This is a genomic window from Gemmatimonas aurantiaca, from assembly GCF_037190085.1.
GTDB classification, from domain to species: Bacteria; Gemmatimonadota; Gemmatimonadetes; order Gemmatimonadales; family Gemmatimonadaceae; genus Gemmatimonas; species Gemmatimonas aurantiaca_A.
The window spans coordinates 74796-97627 of record NZ_JBBCJO010000006.1 but is presented as its reverse complement, the minus strand read 5'-3'; the positions used below and the strand labels follow the sequence as shown (position 1 = coordinate 97627).

At 62.6% G+C, this 22832-nt stretch carries 29 protein-coding genes; 20 read left to right on the top strand and 9 right to left on the bottom strand.

What is annotated here, in order from left to right:
* The first annotated feature begins 364 nt into the window (after positions 1 to 364).
* From WG208_RS10730 to WG208_RS10710, 5 genes are all read left to right on the top strand, one after another.
* Positions 365 to 1657 (top strand): S41 family peptidase, encoded by a 1293-nt coding sequence (locus WG208_RS10730; RefSeq protein WP_337171352.1) that lies wholly within the window; start codon positions 365 to 367, stop codon positions 1655 to 1657.
* Positions 1658 to 1817: 160 nt separating this feature from the next.
* Positions 1818 to 2315: an ester cyclase gene (locus tag WG208_RS10725; RefSeq protein WP_337171351.1), complete on the top strand. Its 498-nt coding sequence runs from the start codon at positions 1818 to 1820 to the stop codon at positions 2313 to 2315.
* 273 nt (positions 2316 to 2588) lie between these two features.
* Positions 2589 to 3146, top strand: coding sequence for a dihydrofolate reductase family protein (locus WG208_RS10720; protein WP_337171350.1), 558 nt, complete (start codon positions 2589 to 2591; stop codon positions 3144 to 3146).
* A 7-nt stretch (positions 3147 to 3153) separates the two neighbouring features.
* On the top strand, positions 3154 to 3759 hold the full coding sequence (locus WG208_RS10715; RefSeq protein ID WP_337171349.1) for an AAA family ATPase: 606 nt from the start codon (positions 3154 to 3156) through the stop codon (positions 3757 to 3759).
* Positions 3760 to 3869: 110 nt separating this feature from the next.
* A complete protein-coding gene (locus WG208_RS10710) occupies positions 3870 to 5096 on the top strand; it encodes an ankyrin repeat domain-containing protein (protein ID WP_337171348.1) in 1227 nt (408 codons plus the stop codon).
* 159 nt (positions 5097 to 5255) lie between these two features.
* On the opposite strand, the gene WG208_RS10705 is transcribed toward WG208_RS10710, so the two are convergent.
* From WG208_RS10705 to WG208_RS10695, 3 genes are all read right to left on the bottom strand, one after another.
* Positions 5256 to 5774 carry an SRPBCC domain-containing protein gene (locus WG208_RS10705; protein WP_345786985.1) on the bottom strand — a complete coding sequence of 173 codons (519 nt, stop codon included), beginning with the start codon at positions 5772 to 5774 and terminating at the stop codon, positions 5256 to 5258.
* Positions 5752 to 6117, bottom strand: a complete 366-nt coding sequence (locus WG208_RS10700) for a metalloregulator ArsR/SmtB family transcription factor (protein WP_345786984.1) — start codon at positions 6115 to 6117, stop codon at positions 5752 to 5754. Before WG208_RS10700 ends, WG208_RS10705 begins: the two co-directional genes overlap by 23 nt.
* A 71-nt stretch (positions 6118 to 6188) precedes the next feature.
* The gene (locus WG208_RS10695) at positions 6189 to 7025 is read right to left on the bottom strand and encodes a dienelactone hydrolase family protein (protein ID WP_337171345.1); all 837 of its coding nucleotides are present in this window, start codon (positions 7023 to 7025) and stop codon (positions 6189 to 6191) included.
* A 225-nt stretch (positions 7026 to 7250) separates the two neighbouring features.
* On the opposite strand from WG208_RS10695, the gene WG208_RS10690 reads away from it, so the two are divergent.
* The 7 genes from WG208_RS10690 to WG208_RS10660 all read left to right on the top strand — a co-directional run bounded on the left by WG208_RS10690 (position 7251) and on the right by WG208_RS10660 (position 11588).
* The gene (locus WG208_RS10690; RefSeq protein WP_337171344.1) at positions 7251 to 7712 is read left to right on the top strand and encodes a VOC family protein; all 462 of its coding nucleotides are present in this window, start codon (positions 7251 to 7253) and stop codon (positions 7710 to 7712) included.
* Between the two features lie 60 nt (positions 7713 to 7772).
* Positions 7773 to 7922, top strand: coding sequence for a hypothetical protein (locus tag WG208_RS10685; RefSeq protein WP_337171343.1), 150 nt, complete (start codon positions 7773 to 7775; stop codon positions 7920 to 7922).
* A 168-nt stretch (positions 7923 to 8090) separates the two neighbouring features.
* Entirely contained in the window at positions 8091 to 9059 is a 969-nt protein-coding gene (locus tag WG208_RS10680) for a hypothetical protein (RefSeq protein WP_337171342.1), read from the top strand.
* A 21-nt stretch (positions 9060 to 9080) separates the two neighbouring features.
* Positions 9081 to 9503: a GNAT family N-acetyltransferase gene (locus WG208_RS10675; protein WP_337171341.1), complete on the top strand. Its 423-nt coding sequence runs from the start codon at positions 9081 to 9083 to the stop codon at positions 9501 to 9503.
* A 154-nt stretch (positions 9504 to 9657) separates the two neighbouring features.
* Complete coding sequence (locus WG208_RS10670; protein ID WP_337171340.1) at positions 9658 to 10017, top strand: hypothetical protein; 360 nt, start codon at positions 9658 to 9660, stop codon at positions 10015 to 10017.
* Positions 10018 to 10225: 208 nt separating this feature from the next.
* Positions 10226 to 10666, top strand: coding sequence for a hypothetical protein (locus WG208_RS10665; RefSeq protein ID WP_337171339.1), 441 nt, complete (start codon positions 10226 to 10228; stop codon positions 10664 to 10666).
* Between the two features lie 274 nt (positions 10667 to 10940).
* On the top strand, positions 10941 to 11588 hold the full coding sequence (locus WG208_RS10660; RefSeq protein ID WP_337171338.1) for a DNA alkylation repair protein: 648 nt from the start codon (positions 10941 to 10943) through the stop codon (positions 11586 to 11588).
* A gap of 35 nt (positions 11589 to 11623) precedes the next feature.
* Here WG208_RS10660 and WG208_RS10655 read toward each other — a convergent pair whose 3' ends face one another.
* The 3 genes from WG208_RS10655 to WG208_RS10645 all read right to left on the bottom strand — a co-directional run bounded on the left by WG208_RS10655 (position 11624) and on the right by WG208_RS10645 (position 15193).
* Positions 11624 to 12118, bottom strand: a complete 495-nt coding sequence (locus WG208_RS10655) for a DinB family protein (protein ID WP_337171337.1) — start codon at positions 12116 to 12118, stop codon at positions 11624 to 11626.
* Complete coding sequence (locus tag WG208_RS10650; protein ID WP_337171336.1) at positions 12115 to 12846, bottom strand: DUF1080 domain-containing protein; 732 nt, start codon at positions 12844 to 12846, stop codon at positions 12115 to 12117. Before WG208_RS10650 ends, WG208_RS10655 begins: the two co-directional genes overlap by 4 nt.
* A 91-nt stretch (positions 12847 to 12937) precedes the next feature.
* Complete coding sequence (locus WG208_RS10645) at positions 12938 to 15193, bottom strand: FdhF/YdeP family oxidoreductase (RefSeq protein WP_337171335.1); 2256 nt, start codon at positions 15191 to 15193, stop codon at positions 12938 to 12940.
* Between the two features lie 246 nt (positions 15194 to 15439).
* Here WG208_RS10645 and WG208_RS10640 point away from each other — a divergent pair, with 246 nt between their 5' ends.
* The 4 genes from WG208_RS10640 (at position 15440) to WG208_RS10625 (ending at position 17714) form a co-directional block, all read left to right on the top strand.
* Positions 15440 to 15625, top strand: coding sequence for a hypothetical protein (locus WG208_RS10640; RefSeq protein ID WP_337171334.1), 186 nt, complete (start codon positions 15440 to 15442; stop codon positions 15623 to 15625).
* Positions 15626 to 16080: 455 nt separating this feature from the next.
* Positions 16081 to 16725 (top strand): ankyrin repeat domain-containing protein, encoded by a 645-nt coding sequence (locus WG208_RS10635; RefSeq protein WP_337171333.1) that lies wholly within the window; start codon positions 16081 to 16083, stop codon positions 16723 to 16725.
* 109 nt (positions 16726 to 16834) lie between these two features.
* A complete protein-coding gene (locus tag WG208_RS10630) occupies positions 16835 to 17269 on the top strand; it encodes a VOC family protein (protein ID WP_337171332.1) in 435 nt (144 codons plus the stop codon).
* A 208-nt stretch (positions 17270 to 17477) separates the two neighbouring features.
* Positions 17478 to 17714: a hypothetical protein gene (locus WG208_RS10625; protein WP_337171331.1), complete on the top strand. Its 237-nt coding sequence runs from the start codon at positions 17478 to 17480 to the stop codon at positions 17712 to 17714.
* On the opposite strand, the gene WG208_RS10620 is transcribed toward WG208_RS10625, so the two are convergent.
* Positions 17662 to 17967, bottom strand: a complete 306-nt coding sequence (locus WG208_RS10620; protein WP_337171330.1) for a hypothetical protein — start codon at positions 17965 to 17967, stop codon at positions 17662 to 17664. The two genes, WG208_RS10625 and WG208_RS10620, sit on opposite strands and share 53 nt — an antisense overlap.
* Positions 17968 to 17994: 27 nt before the next feature.
* Complete coding sequence (locus tag WG208_RS10615; protein WP_337171329.1) at positions 17995 to 18957, bottom strand: metallophosphoesterase; 963 nt, start codon at positions 18955 to 18957, stop codon at positions 17995 to 17997.
* Positions 18958 to 19097: 140 nt separating this feature from the next.
* Between WG208_RS10615 and WG208_RS10610 the strand changes: the two genes are divergently transcribed.
* From WG208_RS10610 to WG208_RS10600, 3 genes are read left to right on the top strand one after another with little or no spacing between them, the layout of a single operon-like run.
* Positions 19098 to 19649, top strand: coding sequence for a dihydrofolate reductase family protein (locus WG208_RS10610; RefSeq protein WP_345786989.1), 552 nt, complete (start codon positions 19098 to 19100; stop codon positions 19647 to 19649).
* 30 nt (positions 19650 to 19679) lie between these two features.
* Entirely contained in the window at positions 19680 to 20243 is a 564-nt protein-coding gene (locus WG208_RS10605) for a hypothetical protein (protein ID WP_337171327.1), read from the top strand.
* Between the two features lie 41 nt (positions 20244 to 20284).
* Positions 20285 to 20848 (top strand): NADPH-dependent FMN reductase, encoded by a 564-nt coding sequence (locus WG208_RS10600; protein ID WP_337171326.1) that lies wholly within the window; start codon positions 20285 to 20287, stop codon positions 20846 to 20848.
* On the opposite strand, the gene WG208_RS10595 is transcribed toward WG208_RS10600, so the two are convergent.
* Positions 20838 to 22079 (bottom strand): S41 family peptidase, encoded by a 1242-nt coding sequence (locus WG208_RS10595; protein ID WP_337171325.1) that lies wholly within the window; start codon positions 22077 to 22079, stop codon positions 20838 to 20840. The genes WG208_RS10600 and WG208_RS10595 overlap by 11 nt on opposite strands.
* 84 nt (positions 22080 to 22163) lie before the next feature.
* Between WG208_RS10595 and WG208_RS10590 the strand changes: the two genes are divergently transcribed.
* Positions 22164 to 22796, top strand: coding sequence for a TetR/AcrR family transcriptional regulator (locus WG208_RS10590; RefSeq protein ID WP_337171324.1), 633 nt, complete (start codon positions 22164 to 22166; stop codon positions 22794 to 22796).
* The last annotated feature ends 36 nt before the right edge of the window (positions 22797 to 22832 follow it).

Below are 22832 nucleotides of genomic sequence, written 5' to 3'. Positions count from 1 at the left end.
AAGCGTTTCGATCGACTTTGCGAGTCGATGCGACGGCATCTGAAAGCGTGGACGTCAAGCCCGTCGGACCACCAACGAACACAGTCGGCCCAAAGTGCATCGGAAGAGGCATTCTTGACGGCTCGATTACCGTTAACTACTATGTGAATAGTAGTTGAGGTTCCACGACTCGGCGTAGCCGTCATCTGATCGCATACTTTCTCTCCCGGACGCTCCCATGTACGCTCTGGTCGAACCTGGCGCACGGTATTCGGATCGGAGGCGCCTGCGCACCCCGCGCACATCCCGGACTCGAAGCGGGAAATTGCGACAGCTCGGGGGCGCGCTCGCGTTCCAACTTGGTGTGCTTGGTGGGTCTCTGGTGATGTCGCCCGCGTTGCTTGGTGGGCAAGCTGCCGTAGTCGACAATGCGACGGCCGCGGTGCCACAAACACCGGCGGGCCGTCTGCTGACTGCCTGGATCTCTGCCGTCAACGGTTCGGACAGCGCACGACTCGGTGCCTTCCAGCGCGCCGCAATCGGTACCGCACTCCCCAATGGCCTTGTGCTCGGATCGACCACAGGGGGCTTGATGCTCGTCCAGCTGGTGGGAGCAGGCACGCAGCACGTGGAGTTCGTCGTTCGCGATCGGGGTTCCGCGGTGCGCCGCTTCGGTGTCCTCGCCGTCGCAGCAGACGACAGCACCAGGATCAGCTATTTCACATTGGTGGCGCTGCCGCCAACCGCATCGGTTTCGGATCTCCTCGTAACGGAGCCAGAGCGGTCACGCGTCGTAACCGGCACGGCAGAAAATGTTCGGCAATACTACATCGATCGTGAGACCGGCCAGTGGATCGGGGACAGCATCGACATGCGACATCGTCGTGGCGCATATGACGGCATCACGGCAAGCCGGTACCTCGCGGATATGCTCACGAACGAGCTTCGGGCCCTGTCGGGAGATCGCCATTTCCGTGTGGAGTTCAGTGTCCCGGTGCTACCGGTCGATTTCTCTGATTCGTTCACGATTGGCGGTCCCGAGCAACGACGGATGCAATGGGAGCGCGGCAACTGTGCGTTCATCCGCGTCGAACGTTTCGACGACAACGTCGGCTATCTGAAGCTGAACGGCTTCGGTCCCCCGGAATACTGCAAACCCACCGTCGATGCGGCGATGGCATTTGTCAAAGGAACCGACGCCCTCATCGTCGACCTGCGCGACAACAATGGCGGTGACGCGGATCTGGTAACCTATCTTGCCTCGTACTTCTTCACGTCGCGCACGCTATTGGCCACTACATGGACACGCGCGTCCGAGCGGACGGACTCCGCATGGACGACCGAGGTCCCAGGGCCACGGTTCACCGAGTCGAAGCCCCTCTATGTGCTCACGTCCACCCGGACCTTCTCGGCCGGAGAAGCGTTCGCCTATGAACTCCAGCAACTGAATCGCGCCATCGTGGTTGGTGATCCCACCGGCGGCGGCGCCCATCCTACATGGTCACGGCGCGTGACGGACCATTTTTATGTGAACGTTCCCGGCGGGCGTATCACCAGTCCGATTTCCGGCACCGATTGGGAAGGCCATGGCGTACAGCCCAGTGTGCTCGCCCCCGCTGCCGAGGCACTCGATGTTGCCCGTCGGCTCACGGCGACGCACATTCGGCAACGCCGGTAAAGCGTGGCAGAGCAATCGGGCGCCGGTCGACTGACAGAGCGCTGTCGCCAACACTTCGTTGCACTTGACGAAGGCGCACTTCCATGCCAACTGACGAAGACTTCGATGCTGCGGTTCACAGGTGAACGCGGCATCGGCCCGACACGCATTTCATTCGATCATGATAGACAACGCGCGCATACTTACCGAATTCATGGAGGCCGTGTGGAACAACGGCGATCTCGATGCCGTGGACGGCTTCCTGGCGGATCAATACACGATCCAGAGCGATCCCGGTGATCCCTGGGACGGGGCGACCCTTTCCCGCGCCGGGTTCAAGGATCGTCTCATTGCCTCTCGCGCACCATTCCCGGACCTGCGCTTCGATCTCACCGATGTCATCGCGGGCCAGGATTGCGTGGCTATCGCCTGGAGCATGCACGGGACGCAAACGGGTGCGCTTGGCCCACTCCCGCCGACAGGACGTCGCATCAACGTGCAGGGCATGACCATCTATTATTTCCGGGAGGGTCGTATCACGGGACATCGCCAGGTCGTTGATCGTCTCTCGGTTGTTCGCCAACTTGGCCTCGCAGGTCCCGGTGTCGGCATGGCGGCCACCCCAGACAGCTCCGCCGCACCGGCGTCTTCGGCACCACCATCGGCGTCAGCGTGCTGACATTCGTTGCAGGTGTCCAAACGGCCGCAGGGCGTGCGAATGCCCCGGCTGCCATCATGGATACCGCCGTGATCGTGCGCACACGCGTACCCGAGGACCCGACGATACCTGGATCGCCGATCTGCGCGTCGCACTCGTCCTCTGCTACGTCGCCTTGCTTCTCTTGATCGATCGGAGTGCCAGCCTCGAAACCCAGCAGGCGAATGACTCGATGTGGCTTTGAAGCTGACGTAGCGAGGTCCCACTCCTCGCGTACCCCGAACGGAAGACACCATGGGACTCCTGACTTTCAGCATCAATGTGACTCTGGACGGCTGCGTCGACCACCAGGAAGGCATCGCCGACGACGAGACGCACGCCTTCTTCACCCGCCTCTTGGACGAGAGCGGGGCGATGCTCTGGGGCCGCGTCACCTACGAGATGATGGAGAGCTACTGGCCAGCGGTCGCCTCCGGTGACATCGAGGCACCACCGGCGTTGCGCGAGTGGGCGGTCAAGCTGGAGACCAAGCCGAAGCACGTGGTGTCTTCGACGCGAAAGGACTTCCCATGGACCAATAGCCATCACATCGCGGGCGACCTGCGCACCGGCGTGCAACAGCTCAAGGATGCGACTCCGAACGGCGTGCTCCTCGGAAGCGGCAAGCTCGCGACCGAACTGGATCGACTGGAGCTGATCGACGAGTACAGGTTTCTTGTTCACCCCCGGATCGCCGGTCATGGCCCGACTCTGTATGAGAGCGGACTGCCCAGCACGCGACGGCTCGAACTGATCTCCGCCAAGCCGCTCGGCAACGGCGCGGTCGCCGTGCACTACCGACGCGCGCGTTGAATCGAACATGGATCATGTCGCTGATCTGAGCGCCGGTCAACATACACGTCTTCCGCCCATCACTCCGATACGCATCGCGATCGTGGGCAGTCACGGAACGGGCAAGTCGACACTCGTCACGGAACTCGTTCATCGCATTCCCGGGCTCGTTGCCATCGAAGAGCCGTATTATCACCTGCTGTCCGCAGGGCACGCGTTCAGCGAACCGCCAACGATTGCGGACTTCGAAGAACTGGTCGACGCCGCGATCGCCACGTTCGCCACTCACCCCGCACAATCTCTCGTCTTCGACCGCTCACCGGCCGACTATCTCGCCTACCTCGTGGCGCTCCAATCGCAAAGGCCCCTCGGCGATCACGTCGCGGCCACTCTGAGTGCTCTGAATACGCTGGACCTGGTCGTCTACGTGCCCATCGAGCGACCGGACCGTCTCCCGGATGCAGACTTGCCGCGCCTGCGGCGGCGCGTCGATCGTGTCCTCCGGGAAATGTTCATCGATCAGACCTGGGGATGGACGATCCCGTGCCTCGAGGTCCATGGCACGCTGCACCAACGGGCCGATCAGGTGGTGGCGCACATGACCGCACGCGGTATTTTCCGCGCTGGCGTCTGAGGACGCCCTCCGTCCGCGGAAAGGGCAGCGCCCACCGAAACACGAGCAGAGAGATGTCTTCAACACTGCAGCACTTGCACGACGCTTTTGCGCGTCGCGATGCGAGCGCGGTGCGCCGGCTCTTCGAGCGTCATCCGGAGCTTCGTCAGCAGATCGACGCTCCGGTATTCCCGTTCAATGCGCCCGCCATCGTGGCCTACGCTGGCGATCTGGCGATGGTGGAGGTACTTCTCGACTTCGGTGCCGATCCGAACCGGCGCAGTGAATGGTGGGCCGGCGGGTTTCATGCGCTTCACTCCGCGACTGGAGCCGTCGCGGACCGGTTGATCGCGGCGGGAGCGATACCCGACGCCTGCGCGGCGGCTCATCTGGACCGTCTGGATCTTCTGGCTCGAATGATCGTCGAAGATCCGGCGCGTGTGCATGAACGCGGCGGCGATGGTCAGACACCTCTCCATTTCGCGAGGTCGCGCGCCGCCATTGACCAGCTCCTCGCGGCAGGGGCAGATCCGGACGCTCGAGACGTGGACCACCGATCCACTGCGGCCCAATGGATGCTCGCCAGCAAGCAAGGGGAGGGACGATACGATCTCGCCCGTTACCTCGTCGAGCGTGGCGCCACGGCCGACATCTTTCTCGCTGCCGCACTCGGGCTTACCGACCATGCGTGCGACATGTTGCGCGCCAACCCCGCGCTTCTCGATCTGCAAACAGGGCAGGGCGTCTACGCCGAGCAACCACCAAGCAGCTACCACATCTACTTCTGGACCATCGGCAACGGCCGATCACCGCTGGATGTCGCAGCACAGTTCCAGCAGCACGAGACCCTGGACGCGATGTTGGAATTTGCGAGTCCGCTCCAACGTCTGCATCACGCCTGTCTGGCAGGAGACGAGGTTCACGCGAGATCGCTGGTGCAAACGCATCCGGGCCTGATCGAGTCGATGGTCGTGGAGGACCATCGCGCGATCACCGACGCGGCATGGAATGGCAACGCTCGAGCCGTGGCGCTCATGATCGACCTGGGATTCGATCCGCGGACTCCCGGTCACGATTCCGGTACAGCGCTCCACTGTGCGGCGTGGGAGGGCTCCACGGATGCGGTGACGGCTCTGCTGCGTCATCGCGATGCACGCGAGCTGGTCACGATCCGGGATGCGCACTATGACGCCACCCCGCTCGGCTGGTGCTGTCACGGGTCCCGGTTCGGCAACACCAGTCACGATCATGCCGGTGTGGCCAGACTGCTTCTCGAGGCAGGGGCTCGACCCGGACCCGACACCCGGGAGGCATCTGCATCGGTCGAGGCGGTTCTCTCCGCCTGGGATACGCGCTGAGGCGCACTCATCAGCAATGCGCCCGCGCCCGACATTCCGTTGCAGATTCCGCTCGACGAGCGTGAAACCCATCTATCGGATGTTCGCAACTCCGTCCGATAGCCCCGGCCCGTGTGTGCCGGGACTATCGGACGATCGACCGGAAGATCCCCGTCGCGGTTACTGTCCCGAGCTCTCACCCAGTGCGACGAGCAGTTCGTCCAGCTGACCGAACGTCTCGATCAGTGCCTCGGCGGCTCCGGTGCCTGCCGCATCGAGCGCTTCCTTCGACGGATAGGTCTCGCGCAGGGTCACCAGCGTCTTGCCGTTCTGTTCCTCGAAGGTCACCGTGGTGACCGATCCGCCTTCGTCACCTTCTTCGTTGGTCCATGTGAGGCGCGAGGGTGGTTGCACCTCGACATACGTGCCGAAAAACACGGCGGGTTCGGAACCACCAACGTCGAATGCCAACCGGTACTGGCCTCCGACACGAGCGTCGATCTCACAGGATTGCAACTTCATGCCCATCGATCTGGGCACCCACCAGCGTCTGAACAACTCGGGCTGGGTGAATGCCTCGAACACGATCCGCGCCGGGCCGTTGATGGTCCGCGTGACGACCACCTCGCGGTCGGATGTCCGCTCCACCGTGGTGCGGTTCTTCACGGACCCGGATTCACTCCCGATTCCTGCGTCCATCGGTCTTCTCCTTGAGTGTCAGTTCCTGAACGACCTTCTCCAACTCGTCGAAGCGTTCGTCCCAGCGTTGACGGTACGTCTCGAGCCACGCCGTCTCTTCCTCCAATCGGCGCGGGCCCAGCTGGCACGTCCGCACGCGTCCGATCTTCTTCGTGGTGACGAGCCCCGCCTGCTCCAGCACACCGACGTGCTTCTTCATGCCCGTAAGCGTCATGCGGAACTGCTCGGCAAGGTCCGTGATCGAAGCGTCGGCTCGTCCGAGCTGCTCCAGCACACCACGCCGCGTCGGGTCCGCGAGCGCGGCAAACGATGCATCCAGTCGGGTCGTCATATACTGAACCATATGGTTCAGTATCTAGCATGCATGTTTCCCGCATGCAAGGGGGGCCGCGAAGAACGATGTGTCCGGCGATCTCAGCGGGTCATGCGGTCCACGAGCCACTCGACGATCGCGTCGAATCTCTCCTGATCGAGCGCGTGTCCACCATCGACACGCAACTCGGTGATGAAGTCGCCGGCGACCTTGGCCACGACCTGGTCGGCATCCCGTGAGTACTTGTCTGCGGTACCAGACACGACCAGCGTCGGCCGAGGACCGATCGCGGCGAGAACGTCGTGCGTGTCGATTTCGCGAACGAGCCCGGGCACCGTCTCGAACAGGGTAATGCCGGTGTCTTCCCGACGCCGTGTCGCGAAGCTGCATACAGCACCGCTGATGCAGGCGAACCTGCAGCGGGCGTCGATCGCCGCGTGGTAGAGTGCCGTGTACCCACCGTACGAATGTCCGGCCACGCCCACGAATCGCGCGTCCACTTCAGCGGCGTCGAGCAGAACGCTCAGAGCTCTTTGAGCGTCGTCCAGGCACTTCCGCATCAATGTGTCGCCATCGAGCAACCGGTAGGCCATGGCGTTGTAGTGCCGGACCCAATCACGATATTCCGGTTCCACCCCCTGAATCGCTCCCCGTCGATCCTCGAATGTGAGAGCGTCGGGGGCCAGCACGGCGAACCCTCTTCGTGCGAGTGCCGGTCCGAAGGCTTGATATCCGTCCCCCACCTCGCCGGCGACTTCGCTCTTCCCGAAATGGAATTCCCCGTTGTGCTGGTGGAAGACGACCACGCCGCCAAGCGGTTGGCGATTCAGCGGCGTGAACAGGAACGCCGGAATGAGGTCACCTTCGAGACCGCGGTACTCGATCCGCTCTCGGCGGAATCCGCTGGCCTCCCTCAGGTCGCCTCGTCGGAATTCCACGCGAACAGGGTCCGCGAGCGCCAGGCGCGCCCGAAGAGTCGAAGCCAGGTCGGTTTTCATCCGGCAAGATAACTGGCAATCGGATGGCACATGCAACGCCGCCGCGGGCATCCGAGGAGAGCGACTGGCTCGTCGTGTCCACCTGCCGCATTGTTATGGAGACCCGCGGCAGCGCGCTGGGCGTTGGACGGAGAAGAGCATCGCCATCACCGAGGAGACATTCCCATGAACAAAGTGACGCCGTTCCTCATGTTCAACGACCAGCTCGAAGCGGCGATCGAGTTCTACACCGGTACGTTTCCGGATTCCGAAGTGCGCAACATCGCCCGCAGGGGCGAGGATGGTCCAATCAGTTCCGCCGAGTTCGTCGTTGGTGGTCAATTCTTCATGGGCTACAACGGCGGTCCGTACTTCAGCTTCTCCGAGGGAATCTCGCTTTACGTGGACTGCGCGGATCAGGATGAAGTGGATGAATACTGGGACAAGCTCGTGAAGGCCGGAGCGAAGCCCACGCAATGCGGTTGGATCAAAGATCCTTTTGGTCTCACCTGGCAGATTGTCCCGAGACGATTCACCGAACTGATCAGCGATACAGACGCCCGGAAGGTGAAGGCGGTGATGGAAGCGATGATGACGATGGTGAAGCTCGACGTGGCAGAGCTCGAGCGAGCCTACAACGAGGCGTAGGCGTACCGCCGCCGAATGCGGCATGATGAGAATCCGGGCTCCCTTCGAAAACTTTCCACCATGACCACTCCCCAACCCGTCGAGCTGCCCGTGCGCCTGTTCAAGGACGCCACGGCATGGGAAACGTGGCTCGTCAGGCAGCACGCCAAGTCCGCCGGGTTGTGGCTGCGGATCGCCAAGGCGGCGCGGTTGATTCCGGGCATCTGGTGAGCGTGTGTCGGACATCACGACGTGTCAGCCAAACGAATTGGGCAACCTTTGGCGTCTTTCGCGCATCCAACTTCCTGGCACACCAAGTCGTGGAGCCTCGAAGTCCGGCCCAGCGTATGGGTTGACGACAATCATACTGATCGTTCGGGAGATCACATGCGCTTGAGGATGCTGCCGTTGGTGTTCGCGGCTGTTGTGCTGCCCACTTCAGGTCCCGATCCCAGCGATGTGCTCCGTATTCAGGAAGCGTATCGCCTCACGACCGCTATCCAGGACTCCGTCTGGCCGGGAGGTTGGGGCTCCACGCCATTTCCGCTGCTGCTGGTAGCAGCCGACCGTGAGTACCTGTTCGCGTTCCCGAGAACGCCTCAAGAATTCACGGTAACCGCCCCTTCCGCAGCCTTCCCGGCAGGGCTTCCTGAACGACCGCGTCAATTTCAGCCAGGTCTTCTGGCCACGTTCCCGGCCTTCGGGCCTCCGTCCGTCATTGTTCTGGGACGCCCAGAGGCCACCAACAAAACTTCGACCACCTGGGTCCTGACCATCCTCCACGAACGCTTTCATCAGGTCCAGAATGCGGACGCCGGGTATTTCTCGGAAGTCGAGAAACTCGACTTGTCGGGCGGTGACCAGACCGGGATGTGGATGCTGAACTATCCGTTTCCCTATGGTGCTCCCGGCGTGGCCGACACGTTTGCCCTCCTGTCCCGTCGCCTCGGCAAACTCGTGGAGGGTTCCTCGCGCGAAACACGGCAGGAATTCTGGCGTACCTACGAACGGTTTCTCTCCCAACTATCGGAGCGTGACCGTCGCTATCTCAGTTTTCAGATATGGCAGGAAGGAGTCGCACGCTACGTCGAACTTCGGGCTGCCGATGTGGCCGCTCGCGTTTATGAACCCACCCATGCCTTCAAGGCACTGCCGGACTTTACTCCGTTTGCGAATGCCGCGGGTCAGCTGCGGTCGCGATTGCTCGAAGATCTCCGGAACCCAGATCTCCCACGATACCAGCGTGTCAGCTTCTACTCGTTTGGCGCCGCTCTTGCCCTGGCGCTGGACCAGGATGTCCCAGGCTGGCAGGATCGGTATCTTCGTGAGAAGTTTGCCATTGAACGGTATCTCCACCCAGCTGACTGACAGCGCGACATGTCACTAGGAGTGCGATCTGCCGAACTCGGCGACTCGGCGGCCCTGGCCGCTCTCTTTACCGAGCTCGGATTTCCCGCCTCGACACCAGAGATTTCTGCACGCCTCACCCGAAGCGACAATATCGGTTTGGTCGCCGTGCTGGACGGACGTGTCGTTGGGGTCATCACCATCAATGTCATGCCGGTTCTGCATCGCCCTGAGCCTGTGGGGAGAATTTCCACGCTGGTTGTGGCGCACGATTGTCGAAATATCGGCATTGGCCGGACCCTGGTTGCTCACGCGGAGGCACTACTCGCCTCACATGGCTGCGGTCTCGTTGAGGTCACCAGTAATTTCCGGCTGGAGCAGGCGCATGGCTTCTACAAGTCGCTCGGATACGAGACGACCAGCTACCGGTTCATGAAGGTTCTCGGGCCGACACCGGGATCGTGACGAATCCGCGCGGCGCAGTTTGTTCAGATGTCATGTTCACGGATACTCCTCGATGCGCGTAAAGACCCTCCTACTGTCCTTGCTCGGTGTCACAAGCTGCTCGGCGGAGAATCCCTCTCCACTGCTCCGTCCGGGAGTGCGCTATCAGCTGACCATGGTTGCCGACACCCCTCGGGTCATCCTGCCTGAGGTGGCGGTACGGATTGCACCGGTCACCGACACCGCTACGTACTGGCTCGAGATCGATTCCGTGAAGGCGAACGTGCTTTTCGGGCGGTATGGTGGAGCAAATCCACACTTCTGGGTTCCCTTCTGGTCGGATCGCAAGGTCAATGAGTTCAGGGCGGTACGGTCGGACTCCGGTTGGATCTTCGACCTTGCTCCAAATGTGCTGGATGCTGGGGTCGACCTCACCACCCGCTCAGGCAGCCCACCGGTCCATGGGACATGGCGGGACCGTTCACCGATCTCGCAGGGTGGTGCCTTCATCATCGATGAGTCCGGAGCACAATAGTTCATGGCTGCCAACGACTAGGAGTCCACACCATTTCATGGCGAGGCTGGTACGTAGCCACATCCGCGAATTCATTTTTGGCATGGCTGTGTTATGCCGCATGTTAGTGGTTGCCCCAGGCACGGCGACCGAACTGAGACATGGGAACCACTGAACTGGAGAGCCTATGCGATGTGGAGGATCCAAGCGATCGCTGCTGATCGCGCTGATGTGGGTTGCCTCAGCGACACGATTGTCCGCACAACCGCCGGCCGCCGAGCGGCTGCTCGGATGCTGGACCTTTGCGCTCGCCGAAGGCCACTCCGGGGGGCGGCTCTCGACGCTGACCCCTCCGATCGCTCAGTTGACTTCCGCAAAGGCCACGATCGCCGGTGAGTCGTTGGTGTGGCGTATGGACGCGACTGGTCAACGATTGGACGCGCTGCCACACGAACAGCTGTCGGGCTGGCGTCTCACCGCCGGCGGCGACAGCGTTGCCGTGCGGTTCGGTCGCGGGTTCGCACACAGTGAGTACCTGATGGGCTGGCGACAGACTCCATCTCATGGCCTCGATACGCTGGAAGGCAGGGTCGTCGAATGGTTCGACGATGGTGCGCAACTGGTGCCGCGTGGGATGGCGCGGGCGGTGCGGCGATCCTGTCCGGGATAGGCCGGAGAGGCGCTGCGCGATGGTGATCGCCTCGGGGGCGGGTCTGCTGTGAGCTCCTGGGCCGACGACATGGCAAGACGCCGTTCCGCAAGGCGTTCGATGCGCGCGGGACCCGTTGACGTGCCCGGTGGATCGCGTGGCGCATGAAGACTGTGTGATGTTTTTTCGTTGAGCTGTTCCATCGTGTCTCCACCCGCCCCAGAGAAACAGGTATCCTCCGATGACCATATCCGAAGTCCTCGCTCTGCTCGATACGGAACGCGACGAGCGGGGCATGAGCCAGTGGGAGAAGCTGGGCGCGGGCACTGGCGGACTGCGGAGTTATGGGATCGGACTCACGCGACTGCGCAAACTGGCAAAGGACATCGGTCGCGACCGGGAGCTCTCGCAGGCGCTCTGGAAGACAGACGTTTACGACGCCAGAGTCATCGCGCTGCTCATCGACGATCCTGCTCGCATCACCCGCGATCAGGCCGAAGGGCAGGTCGGGCAGTTGGCTGGCGGCATGTTGGCGCACGTGTTTGCCTCCTGCGACGCCACGCTCGCCAAGACGCCGTTCGTGGTCGAACTGGCCGATCAGTGGGTTCAGAGCGATGACCCCGTCCGCCGCGAGTGCGGCTACGGGCTGCTCTATGAAGCGTCGAAGTTTTCCGGCAAGAAGGCGCCGAGCGAGGCGTTCTTCCTGAGCCACGTTGAGCGCATCTCGGGCACGATTGACCAGGAATCGGAGAAGGTTCGCCTGTCGATGGGCACGGCGCTGATGGGGATCGGGAAGCGGAGCGCCACGTTGAACAGAGCGGCGCTGAAAGTCGCGCAGCGTGTGGGGCCGATCGAATTCACCTCTGTCAGCGGCGCGTGCGAGCCATTCGACGTGGCGAAACATCTGACCACGGATCGACTGAAAGAGAAGTTGGGGGTGTAAGAGCAGCCGTGAATGCACGGACCGCCCGCGCCACGTCACCGCCTCGACGCATTCCTCAGCAGCACCACCTGTCCGGCGTGATACACATTGTGTTGCACCATCCCATTGATCATCACGACGTACGGGACACCGCTGCCGAGTGGCGCGTCAGGATCGCCAGTGCCGACCGTGTCGAACAACTTGTCGAGGGGAAACGCAGCAATGGCCGTCTCGAGTGACTCTCCGCTGACTCGAACCAGTTCGCGGATGGCGTCCCACGAGATCTGTGATCGCTGCCCGGGCGGCGGCCAGTCACCCCGGGCGGGTTCGGCTGGGGGACGGCCGCGAAGTCGTCGCTCCACTTCTTCCATCCAGGCGATCGCATGCATGGTGATCTGCGCGATGGAATGACCACCGGACTCCGGCAGATCAAAGGCTTCGTCGACCGTGACGGAGGACAGCGCTTCGAGTAGCGCGGGTCCGTGCCAGGCAGGCCCGTGCAAAGAGCGGTGGAGTTCGTCACGCAGGAGACGGGGGAGAGACTCCTTCATATCTCCCTCACCCACACATTCCGGAACCGCACCGGATGTGAATGATCCTGCAACTGGATCGGCAGTCGGTCTTCGTGCACTTCATACGGCACGCGAGCCCGATTGGCCGTCGGCCCCACCAGCGGCTGCTTGTCGTGCACCAGGACGCCGTTATGCAGGACGGTCAGTATTGCCGGCGACACCAGCTTGCCGTCGGCAAAACGCGGGGCGATGTAGGTGATGTCGTAACTCTGCCACTCGCCCGGCTTGCGGCTGGCGTTCACGCGCGGCGGATACTGACCGTACAGGGCCGCTGCCTGTCCGTCGGGATAGGTGGCACTCTGATAGGAATCCAGGATCTGTACCTCGTATCGCCCGCCACCGAAAAACACGCCGCTGTTGCCACGATCCTGATCTTCACCGACGGGCGGATTTGGCGACCTCCACTCGATGTGCAACTGCACATCCCCGAATGCCTGCCGTGTCTTCAGTGTCCCCGTACCCGGTGTCACTTCGAACGCGTCACCAACCAGGCGCCATGCGGCCGGACTGCCGTCGGCCATCGTCCAGGCATCGAGCGAGGTTCCGTCGAACAGGACCACGGCATCCGCGGGTGGTGGCGACGGAACGAACGGGCCCGGGTCCTGTACCGGCGGCGCCGGTCGCTCGCGCGAATGTTGTGCCCAGCCGTCGATGAGGGAATCGGGCACGGCACTCGCGGCGGTGACGGGGGACGCGTCGTTGGTCATGGCCGAGTCCTTCGCGGTGCAGGCGACGACAAGAAGAAGGATAAACGCGAGGGACGGAAGGCGAACGGAGTGTGAAGACATCATTCGTTCCTCATTCGTTCGTTGCCTGCGCTGGCGTCACGGTGACGAGTTGGTGTTTCATCAACGGCTGATCGCTCTGGCGACTGTAGTCGCTGGCTGCGCAGAGGACGTTCAGTTCGGGCATGTATCCGGCAACGTTGCCCACTGGGATATCGTAGGTGACGGCCCGGTAGCCATAGACCGTACGGGTCGATCCGTCGCGTGCGTGACTGGTGATGTCGATCAGATCGAACTCGTTCAGTCCGCGGGCGGCCATGTCGGCACGATTCATGAACAGCAGCGTCCGCAGGTTTTTCACGCCACGATATCGATCGTTGTCGGAGTAGATCGTTGTGTTCCACTGGTCGTGTGAACGCATCGTCGCCAACACCAACTGATCGACTGGGGGCAGGACATCCGGAAGCGGCGCCGTATGAAACCCGGCTCGGCCGCTCGGGGTCACGAACACCCGCTCCCTGGCCGGCTGCGCGATCCGGAAGCCGAGCGGCTCACGGACACGACGGTTGAAATCCTCGAAGCCCGGCAACACACGCGCCATCGTGTCCCGGATCCGGTCGTAGTCCTCCACATACCACTCCCACGGCGTGCGCGATTGTGGCAAGGTCGCCCGCGCCATGCCGGCGACGATCGCACATTCCGACTTGAGGTCGGACGACGGCGGGTTTCGCATGCCGACGGAAAGGTGCACTTCGCTCATGGCGTCCTCGACGGTGATGCCCTGTTCACCGCCGGCTTGCATGTCGTGTTCGGTGCGGCCAAGGCAGGGCAGGATCAGCGCCTGCCGGCCGTGCACGAGATGGCTGCGATTGAGCTTGGTGCTCACCTGCACGGTCAGCTCGGTGTTGCGCAAGCCGGCAAACGTGGCGGCGTTGTCGGGTGCGGCGAGACAGAAGTTGCCGCCCATCGCGATGAACACCTTGACCTGCCCCTCGACCATAGCTTCGATCGTGGTGACCGTGTCGAGGCCGTGTTCGCGCGGGGAGGTGATGTCGCACACCTCGTCGAGCCGCGCGATCCATGCCGGCGGCCGGTGATCGATCCCGCAGGTGCGGTTGCCCTGCACGTTGCTGTGTCCGCGCACCGGCGATGGTCCCGCTCCCTTGCGCCCGATGTTGCCGCGCAGCAGGAGCAGGTTGACGATCTCGCGGACGGTGTCGACACCATGTTCCTGCTGGGTCACGCCAAGACACCAGGAGATCACGGTGCGATTGGATTCGAGATAGGCGTCGGCCAGTTCGCGGATGATGGTCTCGCTCACGCCGGACTGGCGGGTGATGTCCGCCCAGTCCGTTGTCGTGACGAGTTCCCGATACGACTCGAAGTCCACCGTATGGTCACGGATGAATGGCGCATCGATCGCCGTCGGATCCGTTGCGGCGCGTTCGAACACGACCTTGGCGACACCACGCAACAGTGCCAGGTCACCGCCTACACGAGGCTGGATGTCCATGGTGCCCGTTTTTGTCGCGCGGAAGGTCGCCATCGCGAGGAAATCGTGCGGGACGATCGCCCGCCGGGCCGCGGCTTCGATCATCGGGTTGACGTGCACGATGCGCGCGCCGCGCTGGGCCGCATGCACCAGCGTGGTCAGCATCCTGGGCGCATTGGAGGCCGCGTTCACGCCCATGATGATCAAGAGATCGGCTTCATCCCAGTCGTCGAGGTCGCAGGTGCCCTTGCCTGTGCCCACGGCGGCCTGCAATGCACGCCCCGAGGCTTCGTGGCACATGTTCGAGCAATCGGGGAGATTGTTGGTGCCGAATTCGCGCACCCAGAGCTGGTAGAGGAACGTCGCTTCGTTGGACAGCCGGCCCGACGTGTAGAACGACGCCTCGTGCGGACTGGACAGCCCGCGCAGCGTCCTCCCCACCAGCGCGAATGCCTCATCCCAGGAGATCGGCACATACCTGTCGCTCTGCGGATCGTACACCATCGGCTCGGTGAGGCGACCCTGATCCTCGAGGGCGAAGTCCGACCAGTCGGACAGTTCGGTCACCGTGTGTGTGGCGAAGAACTCCCGGTCGACCTTCTTCCGGGTCGTTTCCCACGTGACGTGTTTGATGCCGTTTTCGCAGATATCCAGATGCAGTCCATCACGACTGTCTGGCCAGGCACATCCGGGACAGTCGAACCCGCCATTCTCGTGATTCATCTTCAGGATCGCATGCATGCTGCCCACCGGTTCGCGCGTGCGCGCCACGACGTTCAGGACGCTGAGGGCAGCGCCCCAGCCAGCGGCGGGCGCCCGGTCGCCCTTCTGGGACATGCGATCGTCACCGTTCGGTCCCCGGCCCCGGGCCGGTCTGCCGGGTGCACCCCGACCAAAATCATCGCCGGGATGGAATGCTGGATCGGGGGTATTGGAGGGCATGACATATCACATTGGGCATTCGGTGGGTGGTGTCAAGGACAATGTTCGACTGCATCTTTGATGCCGCATCGCGTGTCCGGCTGTATGGTTGATGACGGCCATTCTTCTGGGGTCTTCCTCCGCGTCTCCTGACCATTGGAGGTGTACTTTTCGTGGGCTCTCGAGGGCCGCGCCGTGTATTGTGCGCTCGTTGGGCGACGGGTGGGCGATCAGATCGTCCAGCTGGGCTACTGGGACGATCGGCCCCAGCCCTGGCGTTTCCTGGAGGTGACCGACCAGTCGTTTCGTTGGCAGGCACATCGACTCGATGATGACGGCGAATCGTGACGCCTCGTGACCGAGTTTCATCTGGCCCGGTATGCGTGACGGGACACAGGCATACGTCCGGACCGCCGAGCAGGCCGCGACATCCGTCAAACCCAACGCGGGGTTCATCTCATGTACCTGCCACTTCCTGCTGTCCTTCAAGACTCTGCAACACGCAGTACGCTTGGCTGGTTTGTCGTTGGCCTGGGGCGCAACGGTTCCGAGTATAACGTGCTCTTCATCGTCAGCCTGATGTGTGTGGGTCTGCAGCATGTCACAGCGCGCAGGTCCTTTTCGACAGGCCGGTGAAGCACCATGACTTCCCACAAGCACACACCCGGTAGTCGACCCAGCGACGACGATATTCTGGTCGCCATCGAACTGCATGCCGTCGAAGAACTTCGTCGGCTCTCGACAGTGGCCTCGACCCGAACGAACGAATCCGCGGCAAGTCGGTCGTCAATTGGCTGACGGAGATGTACAGCCGAGGCGACAAGTTCCGCCTATGCCTGCGCCTTCTGCTCGATCGCGGCGCCGTGCTGGATGACCCGGTCGTGGCTCCTGTATTGCTCAATCAACCGGACGTGCTCGCATCGGCGATCCGCTCGAATCCGAAGCTCCTGAGCCATCGGACCACGATGGTGTCGGCGTTCACACCACTGGTTGGGGCATCATTGCTTCACGTAGCCGCCGAGTATGGTCACGCCGACGTCGCCCGGGCTCTGATCACGCTTGGGGCCGATGTCGATGCCAGGGCCGATATCGACGAGTACGGACTCAACGGTCACACACCGTTGTTTCACACCGTGAACTCGAGTCACAACCGGGCCGCACCGATCATGAAGATGCTGCTCGATGCGGGTGCCAGGTGCGACGTTCGGGTCCAGGGAGTAACCTGGGGCAAAGGATTCGAGTGGGAGACCACACTCTTCGATGTGACTCCCGTTTCGTACGCGCAATGTGGACTGCTGCCCCAGGTGCATCGGAACGAATCCGACATCTACGCCAACATCCGGCTCCTCCTCGAGGCGGCTGGTCGCGTGGTGCCTCCGCTCGGGAACGTGCCGAATCGGTATCTGAATCCGAAGGAGTCGGTCCACCCCTCAGGCGATCATACTTGAGCTTCGGGGATCGATGAGCGGCGACTCACAATTGAATGTGTTAGCATCGACCTGATCTGGAAATCGAAACCCACGAATCCCGACCCTGTACCTCCGAACGAACAGGATCATGACCATCAAGCGGATGGACAACGTGCTCATCGTTGTCGACGATCTCGAGTTGGTGAAGGCGTTCTTCCTCGAACTCGGTCTCACTCTCGAGGGAGAGACGACCGTCGAAGGATCGTCCGTCGGGAAGTTGATCGGGCTCGACGAAGTCCGGGCGACGCTGGCGATGCTGCGAACCCCGGATGGACAGGGTATAGAACTGGACAAGTTCCATACACCGGACGCAATCCGATACGGCCCCGTCGATGCACCCGTGAATACACTGGGTATTCGTCGCATCATGTTTGCCGTTGACGATATCGATGTGGTGGTCGCCCGCATGCGGGCCCGCGGAACCGAGATCATCGGGGAGATGCAATATGAAAACACATACCGGCTCGCGTACCTGCGCGGTCCGGAGGGCATCATCGTGGGGCTCGCCGAACGGCGCGGTTGACGCACGCGCGATTCCACGTTCATCCACGCAACCACAACGAGTCCGCGAATATGAACGGCAATCTCGCGTCGATCAGTCCGTTTTTCATCGTGAAGGATCTGCAGGCCTCGATTGCGCACTACGTCGAGCGCTTCGGCTTCCAGTTGGATTTTCAGGGCCCGCCGAACGACGTGTACTACGGTCAGTCAGTCGCGATGGCATCGGTATCATGCTCAAGACGATCGGTCCGGATGTGCTACCGGTGCCCAATCACACGCGGCATGAATGGGCGCGCTGGGATGCCTCCATTTACACCCTGGACCCCGATCTCCTGTTCGCCGAGTTCAAGCAACGCGGCGCCTCGTTCGTGAAGGAGTTGTCGTTCATCGACGATGGCCTGTGGGGCTTCGAGGTCACGGACGCCGATGGATACGTACTGGCGTTCTTTCGGACGCGCGACGAATAGGTGCTGCGCGCTCACGAACCCCGGCGGTGTCTGTCAGTTCATGTACGGTGAACGCCTGCGCGATGCGACTCGGATCTTTCACGTACACGCCGATGGCCAACAGATCGCCGGTATTGAATCCCGTGGGCGCAATTCCGGTCACGTGCAGAGTACGTCCTTCCATGGGCACCTGACGCTGCACATTGCCTTCGGCGAGCGTCTGCTCGATGCCGCCCCGTGCAGTGTCGACGTCGGCGGGAAGGATGAGACTCACACGATATCTGGCGATCGAGGAAGCAGCCTACGACTTCTTCCTCGGCGGCCCCGGATGGTCGACCGGCCCCAGTGCGCGGACACGGTCGCCGCGGATCTCGAGCACCTGGATCTTTCCGCCCGAGAACGCCGACATGCCCACGTCGATCGCCCAGATGGCGCCGTCACAGTAGCTGGCAATTCCGCCTTTCTGGATGGTGTGCCCCACCACCATGCGTTTCGCGCGCAGTATGCCGAGCGCCGCGCGCGCGGTGTCACATGCGGCGGCGTCCGGACTCCGGGAGTAGAGTCGTGTCCAGACGGGACTCTGATCGCCTTTGATCCATTCGGGTTGTGGGGCGTCGTCACGCAGCCACGCCCGCACCTCTTCGTTCATCGGTTCGATGCCACGTTGTGCGTGGGCCGGAAGAATCCCGCCATGCACGAAGGCATTTTCACCGAGGACGAGCATCGTGGAACGGGTTGCCAGCTCTTTCGCGACGGGCCCACCGGGCTGGAACGCCAACGCCCGTCCGCGTTGCGGTGGGGTGACCTTGTCGGGTACTGTCGACAGTGCCGTGGGTGAAGCGGTTTCCATGTTGCTGACGAAGGAGCGAAACCCCGAGTCCGTCACATAACGGAAATCGAAGTACGCGTTCATCAACTCGTGGTTGCCGTTGAGAATGTGCACGGCGCCGCCGGCGCGACGGGCTTCCTCGCTCACGCGCCGCAGCAATGCGAGAATCGCTGCTTCGTCGTCGCCGCGGTCCATCTGGTCGCCGGTCTGTACCACGGTCAGTTTCCCCCCAATCCACCGGTCGGTACTGTCGATTGCTCCGGCCAGCCGGAGCGCCGCACGGGTGGCGGCGAGATCGCCATGCAAGTCGCCAATCGCGACGATCCGCTCGGGGGCGTTCTGCGCGACCATGGGACCGGCGAATGCGCTCAGCGCCAACAGGACGATTGCACAATGGCGCCACGGGTGCGGTGACGCGGCTGGGCGAAAGGACATGATCGACTCCGATGGGCAGGGTAGGGGCATCGGAAGAAACTTACGCGCTCATCGCGGCACCATGGAACGAATCGGTGCTTGACGTGAACTCTCAGAAGCATTTGCGTATCGCAATCACCGACATCAGGGTATCAATCGCCGTGAAGACGCAATATTACACCGCCACGAGTCTGGATGGCTTCCTCGCCACAGAGGACGACTCACTGGACTGGCTCTTCCCGCTCGGCGACATCAACGACACCGGCTATCTGGATTTCATCGCCGGCGTGGGCGCTCTGGCCATGGGGGCGAGCACGTACATGTGGATGGTTCGGCATGCGGAGAAGGTGGCCGAGGAGGCGGGTGCTGCGTGGCCCTACTCACAGCCAGCGTGGATATTCACCCATCGCTCCTTACCAGCCATCGAGGGCGCCGACATCCGGTTCGTTCAGGGTGACGTGCGTCCCATCCACGCGGAGATGGCTCGTGCCGCTGGCGCGAGAAACATCTGGATCGTTGGCGGTGGAGATCTGGCGGGGCAATTCTTCGATGCCGGTCTGCTGGACGAGGCCATCATTCAGGTGGCGTCGGTCACGCTGGGCCGGGGCAAGCCGCTATTCCCGCGCAGGGTCACCAGTCCACCATGGACGCTGCAGTCCGTTCGTCAGGTCGGTTCCGGTATGGCGGAGTTGCGATATGCATTGCCGGATTGATCTGAACACATCGTCGCCACAGTTTCACTCATGACCGACTCGGTGGATCAGACGCACAAAAATACCGGAAAGACAGCGGCAGTGCGGGGCACGGTGCACCTGTTGGACGGTGAGCGTCAGGCTCTCCAGCATCCTGAGCGTAATATTCCCGCGGGGCGTCGATCTTCCGGACGCCGCTCGATCGGTGCGCGTCTCCTCGCACAGGGCGTCGTCATTGGTGCGGCCGCGCTGCTGGTGTTGCGCATGGTGGGAGGCTGGCTCGCCGAACCGCTCGCCACGGCAGCCGAAGCCGCACCGACCTGGCACGTCGAAGTTGCGTCGACGTCCCGTTCGTCCATCATTGCGTTCGCCTACAGTCGCGAGTCGGGTGTACATCTGCTCCGGATACCCGGCAACGGATCCGCGGCGGCACGTCGGGTGATTCCCGCGCGCATCGCCGAGGGTGACCTGCACGTGGTCTCATTGGGACTGGGGCGGCTCGATGTTCGTGGACGCGCTCCCGTGGGATCCCATCTCGAGTCCTACCGTGCGACCTCGCGTGTGGTGACGGTCTTCGATAATACCGACGGCACGGGCGTGAGAACCGGTTGGTAGTCGGGACGACTCGGCTGGGTTTGCACGACTAGGTTTGTGCGATGCCGCATCTCCTGACCATCTCCGGAAGCCTCCGTCTCGGTTCCAGCAACACCGCGCTGCTGGCTGCGGCGGCGCATCTGGCGGCGCCGGACGTACTCGTCACTCCCTACACGAATCTGGCAGCTCTGCCGGCGTTCAACCCCGACGTGGAAGACGGGCCTGATCCGATCTCTGATGCCGTCACCGACTGGCGCTCGGCGCTGGCTTCGGCCGACGCGGTGCTGATCTCGAGCCCGGAGTATGCGCATGGTGTGCCAGGCGTCTTGAAGAACGCGCTCGATTGGGTGGTGGGCAGCGGTGAATTGGTGGGCAAGCCGGTGGGTCTCCTGAGTGCATCCGCGGCGTCGGCATACGTCCATCCGCAGCTGCTGGAGATTCTCGGTGTGATGAGCGCCGATCTGGTGCCGGGCGCCTGCCTGGTGGTCGACATCCCTCGGCGTGGTGTGGATGCGATGGGATTGATGGCGAATACCGAGGTGGCCGCGGTGCTGCAGCAGGCAGTCGGGACCCTCATGCAGGTGGCCGCGACCAGGGCGTCACATCGAGACAGGCTTATCGGCTGACTGTGGACACACGCACGGCGGCCTCGAGCACCCGATCCCGTGGGCTGCCCAGGTCCTCGCGTCGTGTCACGATCACGATATCCGGTGCGATGCCCACGCCTTCGAAGAGGGAGCCATCCGGGAAGGCCGCACGTTTTGCCGATACGGTGATCTGCATGCCGTTGTCGTAGCGCAGAAACACCGGTTGACCGGTGGTGCCCGCTGTCGTGTCGCCCACGACGGTCGCACGCTTCTGCCATTGGAGTGGCATGACGAAGTCCTCACAGGCCGACCCGCAGCCGCCATCGGCGAGAATCACCACCTGTCCGGCAAAGGGTTTCTCCGCACCACCACGGCGCTTCATGCTGGCGCCCAGGCGATCGAACATCGCATTGGGCAGCAGATAGGGATCTTCCTTCCACCACACGAATTCCTTGCCGTTCAGCAAGGTCTTGATGAGTGCTCTCGGGGTGTTGCCGCCCCCATTGCCCCGCACGTCGATGATCAGGGCGCGCGCAGTCCGGTAGGGCCCGGTGACGAGTTCCAACGCCTGTGTTTCATACTGCGGTGCCCCGAACGATCCGATGGCGATGTAGGCCACCTGTCCACTGTCGATCCACCGGCCGCGCACGACCTCCGGCCTCGATGCCGTATCGGATGGTGTCACGGATCGCTGTACGACCACCTGTCGACCGTGCTCCAGTCCGAGCGTCAGTCGATGCGGCCAGAGGAAACCGCGGGCCGTGAATTCGCGCCGCCGGGCGCGATCGCTGGACGCACTAATGTACTTCGCCTGAGTGTGATACACACTGTCGGCAGGCAGACCGTCGATGGTCATGACGATGTCACCGACATGCAGATCGGGATGGCGTGATGTCGTCACCACCCATTGCCCGCCTATCCAGGCCAGCGAAAATGGCAGCAGAGCGGGATCGGCATCGCGCATCCACGAATCGCCGAACGTCGTGTGTCCGTTGCGGAGCGATGCGATCAAGGCACGCGTGAGCAGCGAGAACTCCCATCGTGACGACGTCATCAGCGCCCGTTCGCGATAGCGTCCGTACTCGACGTCGATATCGTAGCCCGGAATGCCGGCGAAGTGCGCAAATCGTTGGTCGATGAGTTCCCGCAGGTCCCGCACGATTCGTTCACGCGTGCCGCGTGGTATCGTATCGTTCACGGGCGTCTGACCGTGGACCTGCGAGGCGATGAAGCTGCCGAGTCCGATCAGTACTGCGGCAAGCACCTTCATGGGGACTCCACGGCGTGGCGGTCGGTACCGGGCATCGGGATGTTGACGGTGTCAAGATTCACCTTTCGATGTGACACTGTCAAGATGGTCCGGATCCCTCCTGTCCCGTATCACCATGGCGACCTCCGCAACGACCTGTTGGCGGTGGCGTTCGACATTCTGAAGGCCAAGGGGCCGGCCGGGCTGTCGTTACGGGAAGTGGCGCGTGAAGCGGGAGTGAGTCACCAGGCGCCCTATCACCACTTTCCCAGTCGGGCACACCTGCTGGCGGCGCTGGCCGCGCAGGGGTTCGATCAGTTGGCGGCGGAACTCGACGCCGTGCAGGTCGCTCCGGGCGATGTCGAATCGCAGGGGTACGAAACGGCCGTCCACTATGTGATGTTCGCGGCGCGCCACCCCGAGCGTTTCAAACTCATGTTCGGTGGTGAACTGGGGCCGCGCACGCAATATCCGCAGCTCGACGAAGCGGCACGACGTGTCTTCGAGCGACTCGTGCGGCCATTGGGAGCGACGATACGTCCCGGGGCTGGCAATCCGCCGCCGGTCGTGTTGACATCATGGGCGGCGATGCATGGATTGGCCGCGCTCGTCGTGGACGGCCAGGTGCGTCTCGAGGGACAGGCACTCGAGGAAGCGGCGCGTCAGGTGGCCACGGTGCTCTGGGTGGGCATCAAACGCACCGTATTGGAATCGACGTCATCCGTCTCCCCACTATGAAGCTATAGTACACCCCCCGACTTGCGGCAATCCCAT

Excerpts from the sequence above, each read along its gene's own strand:
- WG208_RS10725 (WP_337171351.1), top strand. The coding sequence starts at position 1,818 with ATGATAGACAACGCGCGCATACTTACCGAATTCATGGAGGCCGTGTGG.
- WG208_RS10655 (WP_337171337.1), bottom strand. The coding sequence starts at position 12,118 with ATGAAGGAGTCTCTCCCCCGTCTCCTGCGTGACGAACTCCACCGCTCT.
- WG208_RS10605 (WP_337171327.1), top strand. The coding sequence starts at position 19,680 with ATGACCGACTCGGTGGATCAGACGCACAAAAATACCGGAAAGACAGCG.
- WG208_RS10665 (WP_337171339.1), top strand. The coding sequence starts at position 10,226 with ATGTGGGTTGCCTCAGCGACACGATTGTCCGCACAACCGCCGGCCGCC.
- WG208_RS10645 (WP_337171335.1), bottom strand. The coding sequence starts at position 15,193 with ATGTCCCAGAAGGGCGACCGGGCGCCCGCCGCTGGCTGGGGCGCTGCC.
- WG208_RS10635 (WP_337171333.1), top strand. The coding sequence starts at position 16,081 with ATGTACAGCCGAGGCGACAAGTTCCGCCTATGCCTGCGCCTTCTGCTC.
- WG208_RS10625 (WP_337171331.1), top strand. The coding sequence starts at position 17,478 with ATGCTCAAGACGATCGGTCCGGATGTGCTACCGGTGCCCAATCACACG.
- WG208_RS10660 (WP_337171338.1), top strand. The coding sequence starts at position 10,941 with ATGAGCCAGTGGGAGAAGCTGGGCGCGGGCACTGGCGGACTGCGGAGT.
- WG208_RS10700 (WP_345786984.1), bottom strand. The coding sequence starts at position 6,117 with ATGGTTCAGTATATGACGACCCGACTGGATGCATCGTTTGCCGCGCTC.
- WG208_RS10600 (WP_337171326.1), top strand. The coding sequence starts at position 20,285 with ATGCCGCATCTCCTGACCATCTCCGGAAGCCTCCGTCTCGGTTCCAGC.
- WG208_RS10630 (WP_337171332.1), top strand. The coding sequence starts at position 16,835 with ATGACCATCAAGCGGATGGACAACGTGCTCATCGTTGTCGACGATCTC.
- WG208_RS10650 (WP_337171336.1), bottom strand. The coding sequence starts at position 12,846 with ATGACCAACGACGCGTCCCCCGTCACCGCCGCGAGTGCCGTGCCCGAT.
- WG208_RS10590 (WP_337171324.1), top strand. The coding sequence starts at position 22,164 with ATGGTCCGGATCCCTCCTGTCCCGTATCACCATGGCGACCTCCGCAAC.
- WG208_RS10685 (WP_337171343.1), top strand. The coding sequence starts at position 7,773 with ATGACCACTCCCCAACCCGTCGAGCTGCCCGTGCGCCTGTTCAAGGAC.
- WG208_RS10615 (WP_337171329.1), bottom strand. The coding sequence starts at position 18,957 with ATGTCCTTTCGCCCAGCCGCGTCACCGCACCCGTGGCGCCATTGTGCA.
- WG208_RS10730 (WP_337171352.1), top strand. The coding sequence starts at position 365 with ATGTCGCCCGCGTTGCTTGGTGGGCAAGCTGCCGTAGTCGACAATGCG.
- WG208_RS10680 (WP_337171342.1), top strand. The coding sequence starts at position 8,091 with ATGCTGCCGTTGGTGTTCGCGGCTGTTGTGCTGCCCACTTCAGGTCCC.
- WG208_RS10720 (WP_337171350.1), top strand. The coding sequence starts at position 2,589 with ATGGGACTCCTGACTTTCAGCATCAATGTGACTCTGGACGGCTGCGTC.
- WG208_RS10705 (WP_345786985.1), bottom strand. The coding sequence starts at position 5,774 with ATGGACGCAGGAATCGGGAGTGAATCCGGGTCCGTGAAGAACCGCACC.
- WG208_RS10690 (WP_337171344.1), top strand. The coding sequence starts at position 7,251 with ATGAACAAAGTGACGCCGTTCCTCATGTTCAACGACCAGCTCGAAGCG.
- WG208_RS10670 (WP_337171340.1), top strand. The coding sequence starts at position 9,658 with ATGGTTGCCGACACCCCTCGGGTCATCCTGCCTGAGGTGGCGGTACGG.
- WG208_RS10595 (WP_337171325.1), bottom strand. The coding sequence starts at position 22,079 with ATGAAGGTGCTTGCCGCAGTACTGATCGGACTCGGCAGCTTCATCGCC.
- WG208_RS10715 (WP_337171349.1), top strand. The coding sequence starts at position 3,154 with ATGGATCATGTCGCTGATCTGAGCGCCGGTCAACATACACGTCTTCCG.